This is a genomic window from Mesorhizobium sp. M2A.F.Ca.ET.046.03.2.1, from assembly GCF_003952425.1.
Classification (GTDB): Bacteria; Pseudomonadota; Alphaproteobacteria; order Rhizobiales; family Rhizobiaceae; genus Mesorhizobium.
On the sequence record NZ_CP034449.1, the window covers coordinates 5,071,944 to 5,084,331 of the forward strand.

Below are 12,388 nucleotides of genomic sequence, written 5' to 3' on the forward strand. Positions count from 1 at the left end.
CTCAGGGGCTGACAAAACCAATGAAATCGTCGGGAGCAGACCTGCCCATTTCCTCTTCCCAATGGCGGCGGCAGAGCGAGACATAGACGTCCTTGCCGATGGCGACCTGCTGGCCCTGCTTCGCCACCTTGCCGTCGGAGCCGAGCCTGACCACCATCGTGGCCTTGCGGCCGCAGCGGCAGATGGTGCGCACCTCGCGCAGGTCGTCGGCGATGGCGAGCAAAGCGCGCGAGCCGGAGAACAGCTTGCCCTGGAAATCGGTGCGCAGGCCGTAGCACATGACCGGGATGTTCAGCCTATCGGCGATGCGCGCGAGCTGCCAGACCTGCTCCTCCTCGAGGAACTGAGCCTCGTCGACGAATACGCAATGCACGGTCGTATGTTCGTGATGCTCGGCGACCCTGGCGAAGAGATCGTCGCCGTCGCGGAACATCTCGGCCTCGGATTCGAGGCCGATGCGCGACGAGATCAAGCCGCTGTCGCCCTTGCGATAATGTCCGGCGACGAACAGCATCGTCGACATGCCGCGTTCGCGATAGTTGTAGGACGCCTGCAAGAGCATCGTCGTCTTGCCGGCGTTCATCGTCGCGTAGTGGAAGTAAAGCTTGGCCATGCGTCCTTCTAAGCTCACATGTCGGCACCGGGGGAGGGGGGCGGAGGCTCCGTCCACCAAAAACTCCCTGCCGTCTAAAATCCGATGTCGTTCAAAAGCCTGTCATGTCGCGTAAAGGCCAGCGCGCGCCGTTCGTCGTGAGGTTGAAGCGCTTGAAACGGCTTCAAAATGGTGTTTGGCTGACGAAACAAGGCGGGCGCAAGAACCGTGACTTCGCACCGCCTGGTAATTGCAATGGGAGAAAGTTCATGTCGCGTATGAAATCTATCGCCGCGGGCATCGGCCTTGCGGCGCTTCTGACCACGACCGCCGCTTATGCCGGCGATCCGGCGAGCTGCAAGGCCGTTCGCCTTTCCGATGTCGGCTGGACCGACATCCAGGCCACGACGGGGCTGGCCTCGGTGCTGCTCACCGCGCTCGGCTACGAGCCGCAGACGATCCAGCTTTCGGTGCCGGTGACCTATGCGTCGCTGAAGAACAAGGACCTCGACGTCTTCCTCGGCAACTGGATGCCGTCGATGACCAACGACATCAAGGACTATACCGCCGACGGCTCGGTCGAGACGATCAGCACCAACCTGACCGGCGCCGGCTATGGCATCGTCGTGCCGACCTATGTCGCGGATGCCGGCGTCAAGACGCTGACCGATCTCGGCAAGTTCAAGGACAAATTCAACGGCAAGATCTACGGCATCGAGGCCGGCAACGACGGCAACCGCATCATCCTCGATATGATCAAGAACCCGAAGGACAATCTCGAGGGCTTTGAGCTGGTCGAGTCGTCGGAAGCCGGCATGCTGACGCAGGCCGAGCAGTCGATGAAGAACAATGAGTGGATCGCCTTCCTCGGCTGGACGCCGCACCCGGTGATGGGCGCCATGAAGATCACCTATCTCGACGGCATGGGCGACAGCGGCTTCGGCGCCGCCACCGTCTACACCAACGTGCGCAAGGGCTACACCACCGAATGCCCGAACGCCGCCAAGTTCATCGCCAACCTTAAGTTCAATCTCGACATGGAAGGCGAGATGATGGACGCGATCCTGAAGGGCGGCGATGCCCAGACGGTGGCGAAAGACTGGCTGAAGAAGCATCCCGACGCCATTGCGCCGTGGATTGCCGGCGTCACCACCTTTGATGGCGGCGACGCGGCTGCCGCCGTCAAGACCGCGCTCGGGAGCTGAGCCGCTTGGGACCGGCATGATTTCCGGAAAAGGGCAGCCCTTGAAGAGGCTGCCCTTTTTCATATGCCTGGAGACGTGAGAGGGTGACCGCGCGGCAAGCGCGGCGAAGCCGAGAGGGGAAAGATGGATCCGATTTCGAAATTCCTGACCGACTACAGAATCCCCATCGGGCCGTGGGGCAAGGCGTTCTTCGGCTTCCTGACCGACAATTTCGACACCATCTTCCGGGCTTTTTCAAACGGGCTGAATTTCATCCTCGACGGGGCGGTGAGCATCCTGCTGATGGTGCCGCCGGTGCTTCTGGCGCTGGTCATCGCGATCGTCGCCTGGCTTCTGCAGCGTTCGCGGCCGCTCGCTATCGGCGTCTTCCTCGGCCTGATCTTCATCATCAACCAGAACCTGTGGAAACAGACGGTGCAAACGCTGGTGCTGGTCGTTGCCGCCGCCGCCATGGCGATGGCGATCGGCGTGCCGCTCGGCATCTGGGCCGCGCACAAGCCGAAGGTCTACCGCGTCATGCTGCCGGTGCTCGACCTGATGCAGACGCTGCCGACCTTCGTCTACCTGATCCCGGTGCTCACGCTGTTCGGCCTCGGCAACGCGCCCGGTCTCATCGTCACCATCATCTTCGTCATCCCGACGGCAGTCAGGCTCACCCATCTCGGCGTGGTCTCGGTGCCCAAGGCGATCATCGAGGCGGGCGAGGCCTTCGGCGCCACCAAGCGCCAGCTCCTGTGGAAGGTGGAGCTGCCATCGGCGCTGCCGACCATCATGGCGGGTCTGACGCAATCGATCATGCTGTCGCTGTCGATGGTGGTGTTCGCCGCCCTGATCGGCGCCGGCGGCCTCGGCACGGAAATCAACCGCGCGCTCGGCTCGCGCCGCATCGATCTCGGGCTTGAGGCGGGCCTCGCGATCGTTGTGCTCGCGATCGTGCTCGACCGCATGACCCGCATCGGCGTTGGAGGCAAGAAATGACCGTCGCGGTTGATTTCAAGAATGTGGACATCGTCTTCGGGGCCGACCAGGCAGGTTCGCTGGCGCTGATCGACCAGGGCGCCACGCGCGCCGAGATCCTGGAAAAGACCGGCAATGTGCTGGGCTGCGCCGGCGCCAGCCTCACCGTGCACGAAGGCGAGATCTCGGTGCTGATGGGCCTGTCCGGCTCCGGCAAGTCTACGCTGCTGAGGGCCGTTAACCGGTTGAACGTGGTGTCGCGCGGCCAGGTGCTGGTCAAGGACGGCGACCGCATCGTCGATGTCGTCACCTGCGACGAGGCGACCTTGAGGCGGCTGCGGCAGAAGCAGGTGGCCATGGTGTTCCAGCAGTTCGGCCTGCTGCCCTGGCGCACCGTCGAGGAAAATGTCGGCTTCGGCCTCGAGCTCGCCGGCGTGCCGGAAGCCGAACGCAAGGCGCGCGTGCAGAAGCAGCTGCAGCTCGTCCATCTCGACCAGTGGTCGAAGAAATACGCCCATGAACTTTCGGGCGGCATGCAGCAGCGCGTCGGCCTGGCGCGGGCCTTCGCCACCGAGGCGCCGATCCTTCTGATGGACGAGCCGTTCTCGGCGCTCGACCCGCTGATCCGCACCAAGCTGCAGGACGAATTGCTGCAGCTTCAGGCGGAACTGAAGAAGACCATCATCTTCGTCAGCCATGACCTCGAGGAGGCGCTGAAGATCGGCAGCCACATCACGATCATGGAAGGCGGCCGCATCGTCCAGACCGGCGCGCCGGAAGACATCGTGCTCAGGCCCGCCAACGACTATGTCCGCGACTTCATCGCCAATGTGAACCCGTTGTCGGTGCTGACGGCGTGGAACGTGATGCGCGACCGCCGCGACCTGGAGCAGGGCGAGGATGGCTGGGTGTGGCTCGACAGGCGCAAGACGACGCGCTTCAAGATCGACGAGCATGGCCTGGTGGCCGCGGCCGAGCGCGACGGCAAGCCGGCGGTGTGGGTCTCCTGCGCCGATGTCGAGCGCCAGCCGGAAGAGGGCGCCCAGGTGTTCTGGGCCAATCCCGGCACGCCGCTGAAAACGGTGATGCTCGCCATGCACCGCTCGCAGACGGCGCCGGTGGCGCTGTTCGACGAAGGCTCGCGCTTCGTCGGCGCGATCGGCATCCGCGACGTGCTGAGCGCGGTACTGCGGCGATAGGCTTCTTCGCAGGCGTATAGCGCCCTGGCTGGGCGTTTTGCCTGCGGCTTGTCTTTCGCTTCCTTCGGGCGCAGAATCCACCTGTTGCGTGGCCATGCGCCAGAGGGGTGATGCCGACGTCGCGCACAGGGGTTCCAGGCGCGATAGCGCTGTCGATTGTCGCCGGAGTCTCGCTTGGAAGCGGCGCGGCGCTCGCCCAAGATTTTGTCATCGGCAATGGCGTCATTGCCGGCCAGCAGACGATGAGCAATGCCGGTGATACCGGCCTCGTGCAGGCAAACGGAGCGATCGAAACATTCGGCGCCGGCGTCGATGCCGTGCAGATGTTCAATTCGGGTCAACGGCTGACCAATTACGGGCTGATCGCAAGATTGGGCGGCGGCGCCGCCAATGTGCATTCGCAAGGGCCCGACGCGACCATCCTCAACAACGGTGCCATCCTGGCGATCGGCGATGGCTCGATCGGCATTTTGTCGGAAGGCGGCGATACGCAGATCGTGAACAACGGCACGATCGAAGCGCTTGGCGTCGCCACATACGGGATCATCAGCGATGCTCCGGCCGGGCATGTGGATAACCATGGCTTTATTGGCGTTTCCGGCACGGCTGCCGCGGGCATAATCGGCGACGGGCCGGACCTGACGGTGGACAACAGCGGATCCATCGAGGCCTATGGGACCGCGGCCGGAGGGATTCTGTGGCAGAGCAACGGGCTGCGACTCGATAATTCCGGGTCGATCGTTGTGTCGGGCCTGGCTTCGGTCGGCATCGGCGCGAGCGGCAATGACATCACCATCACCAACAGCGGCACGGTCGATGTCTTCGGGACGGCTTCGACGGGTATCAGTGCGCTGTTCGGCAACGCCACGATCACCAATTCCGGTTCGGTGATCGTAGAGGGTCTGGGCGGTGTCGGCATTGCGGCCCAGGGCGGCAGTTCCGTCATCACCAATTCCGGTCACGTCTTCAGTGACCAGAGCGTGGCGATCTATTTCGGCGCGTCTGGCGCCACGCTGAACCTGTTGGGCGGGACGGCCATCCAGGGGCCGATCGTCTTTTCCGGTGGCGGCAACACCGTCAGTTTCGGCCCTGGGCTTAACGCCGTCATGAGTTTTTCAGGAAGCGGCCCGCCGCAAACCATCCTCACCGGCGGCAGGCCGTTCGTGACCAGCGGCGACAGCGTGGCGGTGGTCGACATCACCGGGTTTGCGAGCAGCGGGCCGCTGATCGAGGACCTTGTCGACGGCATAGCCGGTGTCGCCGAGGCCCGTATGGCTGCCCCAGACGACGGCTTGCCTGCGCTACGGAAAGGTCCGGACGCCTGGATCTCCACTTTCGGCGGGATACGCTCCCAGGGTGGTTCCGGCGCATCGGCCGGGTTCAGCGAGGCGCTGGGCGGTGTGGTCGCCGGCGCTGAAAGGCGCTCGGGCGACGGCTTCCTCGGCGGCTTGTTCCTCGGCGGCGCCGCCGGGTCTACCGAGGTCGACGACGACGCGCAGGAGATCGTCCATCGCGGCGCGTTTGCGGGCGGCTATCTCGGCTATGACGCAGGTGCGCATTTCGCCGAGGCGGCGTTCGTCGCCGGCGTGCTACAGGAGCGCAGCCGCCGCCATGTCGCGAACAATCTGGTGCTCGGCGGCATCGAAACGGCGCGGGCCGATTTCAACGGCGTTTTCCTGAGCCCCTCGGTCACGCTCGGCATGCGGCTGCCGGTGACGGCCGGAACGCTGATACCCAGCGTGCGGCTGCGCTACGCTGGGCTCTTCTTCGACGACTACACGGAGACCGGCTCGGACGGCGATCTTGCGGTCTCGCGGCGTGACGTCAACGTCTTCGAGGCCCGCGGCCAGCTCGGGCTGGCGCTCGCTCCCGTCAGCACGCCAAGCCAGGCCTGGCAAACCACGCTTCGCGCGGGGGTCGACGCGATCGCGCAAAACAGCGACGACGTTTCGGCAACGCTGCTCGGCCAGGACATCTCTTTTCCCGCGGGCGGCAGAAAATTCGTGTTGCGCGGCTTTGCCGGCGCGGACGTCGCGGCGGAGGTGAGCGCCGGCATGACGCTCAATGCCGGCTTAGAGGTGGGTTACGGCAGCGACAATGCCTTCACTGTCTGGGGGGTAGCTCGTCTCAGCAAGGCTTTTTGAGACAGCTGACCGCCGGCCGGCGCCGCGTTTGAAGGTGGCATTCCATCGCCATGGGAAGGCCGTCTACCGAATTATATATTTTTCGAAATCCATTCTGATTTCAGAAGCCTATGCAGTAGAATATTGCTACGGCCGCGAGGGCGATGCCCGGCGGTGAAAATGCAGCGGGGTACGCGACGATGATTTTCCGCCAGCTCTTTGATTCCGTCTCGGGCACATATTCCTATCTGCTCGCCAGTCGCAAGGGCGGCGAGGCGCTGATCATCGATCCGGTGCTGGAGAAGGTCGAGCGTTACCTGCAATTGGTCAACGAACTGGATTTGAGGCTGGTAAAGGCGGTGGATACCCATCTTCACGCCGACCATATCACCGGCCTCGGCGCGTTGCGCGACAGGACGCATTGCGTGACCGTCATGGGCGAGCAGACCAAGGCCGACGTGGTGTCGATGCGGCTTGCCGACGGCGATAAGCTCGGCATTGAGGGGCTGGCGCTCGACGTCATCTACACACCCGGCCACACCGACGATTCCTACAGCTTCGTCCTGCCCGACCGGGTCTTCACCGGCGACACGCTGCTCATCCGCGGCACCGGCCGCACCGACTTCCAGAACGGCGATCCGCGCCAGCAGTATGAATCGATCTTCGGTCGCCTACTCAAGCTGCCCGACGAAACGCTGATCTTCCCGGCGCATGACTATAAGGGCGAGACCGTGTCGACGATCGGCGAGGAGAAGGCCTTCAACCCGCGCCTGCAGGTGAAGTCGGTCGACGAATATGTGAACATCATGAACAATCTGAACCTGGCCAACCCGAAGATGATGGATGTGGCCGTGCCCGCCAACATGCGGGTCGGGCTGCATCAGGACGACATCGCCGCCCGCGGCTGGGCGGTGAGCGCCGAGCAGGCGTTGGCGCTTGTCGGGCGGCCCGACGTGGCGCTGATCGACCTGCGCGAGCAGTCCGAACGCGAGCGCCACGGCGTCATCCCTGGCGCGATCCATCTGCCCTATGCGCGGCTCCAGGAGAACATCATGGCCGGCGGCATGCTGCATGAGCTGGCCAAATCAACAGCCAAGCAGCTGCTGTTCTACTGCGCCTTCGGCGAGCGTTCTGCGATGGCGGTGCAAGCGGCGCAGGATGTCGGGATTTCCAACGCTCGCCACATCCAAGGCGGCATCGACGCCTGGCGGAAGGCAAGCGGGCCGCTATCCCACTAGAGCGTTTCACCGTTTCACGGAAACGGCGATCCGCTCTATCCCTTTGTTTTTACGCAATTCCGGACGGAAAACCGCTCACACTTTTCCTGGAATTGCTCTAGCAACCGACTGGATTCAATTCAGTCCGATCAGCTTGGCGCCGTTGCGGAACAGAGCCTCCCCATCCCGGTCGAAGCGGAAGGTGGCGATGAAATCGTCGGCACGATAGTTCGGCAAGGTGCTGCGGATCGTGGCGGCGAAGGTCCGCGCCTCGTCATGCCGGCCGGCCAGCGCCAGGCAATGGGCGGCGATCGCCAGGATGATGACATGGGCGTTTGGCCTCGCGGCCGCCTTCAGCGCCCATTCGGCCGCCGCTTCGAATTCGCCCAGCCTTGCATGGGCCATGGCGCGCGCGCCCATCATGCCGAACAGCAGCGGATCGAAGGGGCTGAGGTGACGCGAATGGTCGGACGAGCCGATCGCCGATTGCGGGTCGCCCGACTGAGAATGAACGAAAGACAGCGCGTAATGGCCGAGCGCGAAATTGGGGCTGAGGTCGACGGCACTCGCCAGTTCCAGCAGCGCGCCGTCCTGCTCGCCGCGCAGCCATAGCGCGCGGCCCATCGCCCAGTGGGCGGCGGGGTTGCGGTCGTCGACCAGCAGGCTCTGGCCGGCGCTTTCGAAGGCAAGCGCGGTCTCGCGATCGCGGTCGCCCCAGCGCTGGAAAGCGTTCTGCCAATGGGTGAAGGACATGCCGGCATAGGCGCGCGCGAAAGTGGGGTCCAGCTTCAACGCTTCGCCGAAGAAATGCTGCGCGAGCTCGTTTTCCTGTCGGGTGAAGCGATACATGTGCCAGAGGCCGCGATGGTAGGCTTCCCAGGCATTGAGCGAATTGGGCGCCTTCAGCAACGCGCGGTTGCGCTCCACCGTCGCGATCTCGGCGGCAATGGAAGAGACGATGCTGTTGCCGATATCCTCGATGACGATGAAGATGTCGTCGGGCTTGTGCTCGAAGGTCTCGGCCCAGACGATCCTTGCCGTGCGGACCTCGACAAGCTCGACCGACACGATGAATCGGCCCGGCAGAGCTCGCACCGAGCCCGTCGCGACATAGTCGACATTCAGCCGACGTCCGGCGTCTTCCGGCGCAATGTTCTTTTCGGCGAGCGCGAAGACCGAGCCGCGGGCGATGACGAAGAAATCGCGAAGCTTGGCAAGCCGCGTGATGATGTCATGCGTGAGGCCGTCGGCAAGACCGCCACGGAAGCCGCCAGCGCCGGCGCTCTCCGCAAACGGCATAACCGCGAGCGAAGCCCGGCGCGTCGCCGCGGGCTCGGATTCGATCGCTCCAGCCGGCAGGTCCGGGGCCGGGAAGGGCGGCCCGGATCGGGCGCATGGCGTTGCGCCGGCGTTGCGGGCTCTTATCTCCTGCCAGGCCTCGCGCAACGGCGTGAAATCCAGCTCTTCCGAGTGGAACAGCTCCGCCGCCGTCACTAGGTGCTCTTCGCCGGCGCCGAACTGCCCGCGCCGTGCCAGGTTCTCCAGCAGCGCCACATGCGCGCGGCCGTCGAAGGGCGCAAGCTCCAGCCATTTGTCGATATAGGCGCCGGCCTCGTCGGCTCCCCGCGGAAGAAGGTCGATGATGTGCTCCAGAACCGCGACATGGGATGCGCTGAAACGGCGGCGCTGCGCCGTCAGCCAGCTGCCGAAATGCGGGCTGCGATCGACTTCCAGCCCGTCGAGGAAGTCGCCCGCGAACAGTTGCGCAAGCGCCCGCAGACGGTCGAGGCTAAGCGTCTCGATCCCTTCCGCCACCGCGGCAGCGGCCACGACGGCATCGACGCTCATATCGCCGAGGCGAAGCGCCGCGGTGTCGCCTTCCGTCTCAATCCGGCGCAGGCCGGGTTCGTCGAGCGCTGCGCGCAGTTTGCTCAGGCACCAGCGCAGCTCGCCGCGCGGATCGTTGGGCACGTCCCAGAGAAGCTCGCAAAGACGGCTGCGGCTGACGGGGCGCGGCGCCAGCGCCAGATAGGCAAGCAGCGCGCGCAGCTTGCGTGACGAAGGCAGCGCGACGGGAACATCGTCGCGCATGATCGCGAGCGGGCCGAGCAGTCGGATCGACAGGCGGGCTGCCTTGCTTTTCTGGGCCGACCAAACGGATTCCACGTCCGTTTCCACGCTCGCTCCCACGCTGACTGGTTGGTCCATGTTCTATCACCAAACACAACAGGGCGCATCTGGCGACGAGTTCTCGAGCCGGATGCGGCCTTTGCCGAATGTCGGCAAGCAACCTAACGCGGCAAGGTGTCGAAACCGCGCCGCCCAGTCCGCCGGTCTGTAACCGGCATGTGAGATTTCGAGGAGAGAGATCCATGTTGCATCAGTTGAAAATCAGGACCACGGCCGGGCGCGGCCGGCTGTTCGACAGCATTCTCGACACGGTCGGCGACACGCCGGTCATCCGCATCAACAATCTCGGGCCGGGTCACGCGACGATCTATGTGAAGGCCGAGTTCTTCAATCCGGCGGCCTCGGTGAAGGACCGGCTGGCGCTCAACATCATCGAGGAAGGCGAGCGCAGCGGCAAGCTCAAGGCCGGCCAGACGGTCGTGGAGGCAACGAGCGGCAACACCGGCATCGGCCTTGCCATGGTCTGCGCGCAGAAAGGCTATCCGCTGGTGGTGACGATGGCCGACAGCTTCTCCATCGAGCGCCGCAAGCTGATGCGCATGCTGGGCGCCAAGGTGGTGCTAACGCCGCGCGCCCAGAAGGGTTTCGGCATGTACAAGAAGGCGGTGGAGCTCGCCGAGGCCAATGGCTGGTTCCTGGCGCGCCAATTCGAGACGGAAGCCAATGCCGCCATCCATGAGGCGACCACGGGCCGCGAGATCATCAACGATTTCGCGGGCTCAAGGCTGGACTATCTGGTTACCGGCTACGGCACGGGCGGCACGGTGACCGGCGTTGGCCGCGTGCTGCGCCAGGAACGGCCGGAAGTCAGGATCGTGCTCGCCGAGCCGGCGAACGCGCAGCTGATCGGCAGCGGCAAGGCCCAGGAGCGCGGCGCCGGCGGCGCGCCGGCCGCCAGCCATCCGGCTTTCGAGCCACATCCGATCCAGGGCTGGACTCCTGACTTCATCCCCAATGTGCTGCAGGAGGCGATCGACCAGCGCTACTATGACGAGGTGGTGCCGATCCCTGGTCCCGAAGGCATCAAGTGGGCGAAGGCGCTGGCGCAGCAGGAAGGTATCTTCACCGGCATCTCCGGCGGCGCCACCTTCGCCGTGGCGCGCCAGATCGCCGGTAAGGCCCCGGCGGGCTCGGTGATCCTGTGCATGCTGCCCGACACTGGCGAACGCTACATGTCGACGCCGCTCTTCGACGGCATCGAGGCCGAGATGGACGCCGAGGAGACGGCGCTGTCGCGCTCGACGCCCAGTTGCCAGTTCGAGGCCTGACGACGATCCGCGGCGTCGTCCATTTTCGAGTGGCGACGCCGCGGTGATTGGCTGCACATTGGCCGATCTGGAAAGGGCTGCGGGAGAAATCGCATGGATAGCTTGCGGGAATTAACGGCCGCTGACGAAACGCTCGATCCGGCGGACTGGGCCGATGCGGAAGCGCTCTCGCACCGGATACTCGATGACGCCATCACCTATCTCAGGGATGTGCGTGAGCGTCCGGTGTGGCGCGAGATGCCGGCCGAGGTGCGATCGTTCTTCAAGACACCCCTGCCGCGATCGCCGGCGCCGGTGGCCGAGGTCTATGACGATGTCGCCCGCAACGTCATGCCTTATCCGATGGGCAACATCCATCCGCGTTTCTGGTCCTGGTATATGGGGGCCAGCAACTTCACCGGCGCGATCGGCGATTTCCTGGCCGCGATCCAGGGGTCCAATCTCGGCGGCGGCAACCATGCCGCCGGCTTGCTGGACAGCCAGGTGGTCAACTGGATGAAGGAGATGATGGGCTTCCCGGCCTCGTCCAGCGGCACGCTGGTCAGCGGCGGTTCGATGGCCAACATCATCGGCTTGACCGTGGCGCGCAACGCCAAGGCCGGCGTCGACGTGCGCGAGCGGGGTGTCGCCGCTATGCCGAAGCCGTTGCGCTACTACGCTTCGGACCAGGTCCATTCCTGCCACCGCAAGGCCATGGAAGCGCTTGGCCTCGGCAACCGGGCGCTGCGGCGAATCCCGACCGACGCAGGGTTGCGCATCGACATCGGCGCGCTCAAAGCGGCCATCGCGGAGGATCGCGAGGCGGGTTTCAAGCCGGCCTGCGTGATCGGCACCGCCGGCACGGTCAACACCGGCGCGGTCGACGATCTGCAGGTGCTGGCGAAAGTGGCGGCCGAAGAAGACCTCTGGTTCCATGTCGACGGCTGCATCGGCGCGCTGATCGCGATCGCGCCCGAGAACCGATCGCTCGTCGCCGGTATCGAACAAGCCGATTCGATCGCGCTCGACCCGCACAAATGGCTGCATGCGCCTTTCGAGGCCGGCTGCGCGCTGGTGCGGGACGCGTCGGCCCACCGCAACACATTTGCCGTCACGCCGGAATATCTGGAATCGACGCCGCGCGGCCTTGCCTCCGGAGCGTGGCTGAACGACTACGGGCTTCAAACGTCGCGCGGTTTTCGCGCGCTGAAAATCTGGATGGCGCTGAAGGAGCATGGCGTCGAAAAGTTCGGCCGGCTGATCGACCAGAACATCGCCCAGGCTCGTTACCTCGCCGGACTGATCGAGGCGGAGCCGGCGCTCGAACTGATGGCGCCGACCACCATCAACATCGTCAGTTTTCGACACCGGCTTGATGACGGGTCCGAAGAGCGGCTCAAGGCGTTCAACACCGAGATCATGTTGAGACTGCAGGAAGAGGGCATCGCGGCTCTGTCCGACACGACCGTGCACGGCCGGCATTGCCTGAGAGTGGCGATCGCCAATCACCGCACGCGCCGCGACGATCTCGACCTGCTGGTGCGCGAAACGCTTCGGCTGGGACGGGAAATCGAGGCTGCGACGCTGCCGGATTGAAGACAAGTGCGCCTAGGACGTGTCATTCGGGCAGGCCGGCCAGCCGCAGGGCCTCAAAATAT

At 64.6% G+C, this 12,388-nt stretch carries 9 protein-coding genes; 7 read left to right on the forward strand and 2 right to left on the reverse strand.

All coding sequences use genetic code 11. The features are described 5' to 3' along the window. Position 1: 1 nt before the first annotated feature. Positions 2–613: a thymidine kinase gene (locus EJ072_RS24145; RefSeq protein ID WP_126081619.1), complete on the reverse strand. Its 612-nt coding sequence runs from the start codon at positions 611–613 to the stop codon at positions 2–4. 248 nt (positions 614–861) lie between these two features. Between EJ072_RS24145 and EJ072_RS24150 the strand changes: the two genes are divergently transcribed. The 5 genes from EJ072_RS24150 (at position 862) to EJ072_RS24170 (ending at position 7,314) form a co-directional block, all read left to right on the forward strand. After that, complete coding sequence (locus tag EJ072_RS24150; protein WP_042640272.1) at positions 862–1,797, forward strand: choline ABC transporter substrate-binding protein; 936 nt, start codon at positions 862–864, stop codon at positions 1,795–1,797. 123 nt (positions 1,798–1,920) lie between these two features. Then, positions 1,921–2,775, forward strand: a complete 855-nt coding sequence (choW, locus tag EJ072_RS24155) for a choline ABC transporter permease subunit (protein WP_126081620.1) — start codon at positions 1,921–1,923, stop codon at positions 2,773–2,775. After that, a complete protein-coding gene (gene choV, locus EJ072_RS24160) occupies positions 2,772–3,953 on the forward strand; it encodes a choline ABC transporter ATP-binding protein (RefSeq protein ID WP_126081621.1) in 1,182 nt (393 codons plus the stop codon). Before choW ends, choV begins: the two co-directional genes overlap by 4 nt. A 110-nt stretch (positions 3,954–4,063) precedes the next feature. Continuing rightward, on the forward strand, positions 4,064–6,097 hold the full coding sequence (locus EJ072_RS24165) for an autotransporter outer membrane beta-barrel domain-containing protein (RefSeq protein ID WP_126081622.1): 2,034 nt from the start codon (positions 4,064–4,066) through the stop codon (positions 6,095–6,097). Positions 6,098–6,276: 179 nt separating this feature from the next. Then, the gene (locus EJ072_RS24170) at positions 6,277–7,314 is read left to right on the forward strand and encodes an MBL fold metallo-hydrolase (RefSeq protein ID WP_126081623.1); all 1,038 of its coding nucleotides are present in this window, start codon (positions 6,277–6,279) and stop codon (positions 7,312–7,314) included. A 114-nt stretch (positions 7,315–7,428) separates the two neighbouring features. Here EJ072_RS24170 and EJ072_RS24175 read toward each other — a convergent pair whose 3' ends face one another. After that, positions 7,429–9,384 carry a transcriptional regulator gene (locus tag EJ072_RS24175; RefSeq protein ID WP_126083737.1) on the reverse strand — a complete coding sequence of 652 codons (1,956 nt, stop codon included), beginning with the start codon at positions 9,382–9,384 and terminating at the stop codon, positions 7,429–7,431. Positions 9,385–9,665: 281 nt separating this feature from the next. Here EJ072_RS24175 and EJ072_RS24180 point away from each other — a divergent pair, with 281 nt between their 5' ends. Together EJ072_RS24180 and EJ072_RS24185 are read left to right on the forward strand one after the other, a co-directional pair. Further along, positions 9,666–10,751: a pyridoxal-phosphate dependent enzyme gene (locus tag EJ072_RS24180; protein ID WP_126081624.1), complete on the forward strand. Its 1,086-nt coding sequence runs from the start codon at positions 9,666–9,668 to the stop codon at positions 10,749–10,751. A gap of 93 nt (positions 10,752–10,844) precedes the next feature. After that, entirely contained in the window at positions 10,845–12,326 is a 1,482-nt protein-coding gene (locus EJ072_RS24185; RefSeq protein WP_126081625.1) for an aspartate aminotransferase family protein, read from the forward strand. Positions 12,327–12,388 lie beyond the last annotated feature (62 nt).

What these genes read in the sequence shown, in the direction of transcription:
- EJ072_RS24145 (WP_126081619.1), bottom strand. Translation starts at nt 613, where the DNA reads ATGGCCAAGCTTTACTTCCACTACGCGACGATGAACGCCGGCAAGACG.
- EJ072_RS24150 (WP_042640272.1), top strand. Translation starts at nt 862, where the DNA reads ATGTCGCGTATGAAATCTATCGCCGCGGGCATCGGCCTTGCGGCGCTT.
- choW (WP_126081620.1), top strand. Translation starts at nt 1,921, where the DNA reads ATGGATCCGATTTCGAAATTCCTGACCGACTACAGAATCCCCATCGGG.
- choV (WP_126081621.1), top strand. Translation starts at nt 2,772, where the DNA reads ATGACCGTCGCGGTTGATTTCAAGAATGTGGACATCGTCTTCGGGGCC.
- EJ072_RS24165 (WP_126081622.1), top strand. Translation starts at nt 4,064, where the DNA reads ATGCCGACGTCGCGCACAGGGGTTCCAGGCGCGATAGCGCTGTCGATT.
- EJ072_RS24170 (WP_126081623.1), top strand. Translation starts at nt 6,277, where the DNA reads ATGATTTTCCGCCAGCTCTTTGATTCCGTCTCGGGCACATATTCCTAT.
- EJ072_RS24175 (WP_126083737.1), bottom strand. Translation starts at nt 9,384, where the DNA reads ATGCGCGACGATGTTCCCGTCGCGCTGCCTTCGTCACGCAAGCTGCGC.
- EJ072_RS24180 (WP_126081624.1), top strand. Translation starts at nt 9,666, where the DNA reads ATGTTGCATCAGTTGAAAATCAGGACCACGGCCGGGCGCGGCCGGCTG.
- EJ072_RS24185 (WP_126081625.1), top strand. Translation starts at nt 10,845, where the DNA reads ATGGATAGCTTGCGGGAATTAACGGCCGCTGACGAAACGCTCGATCCG.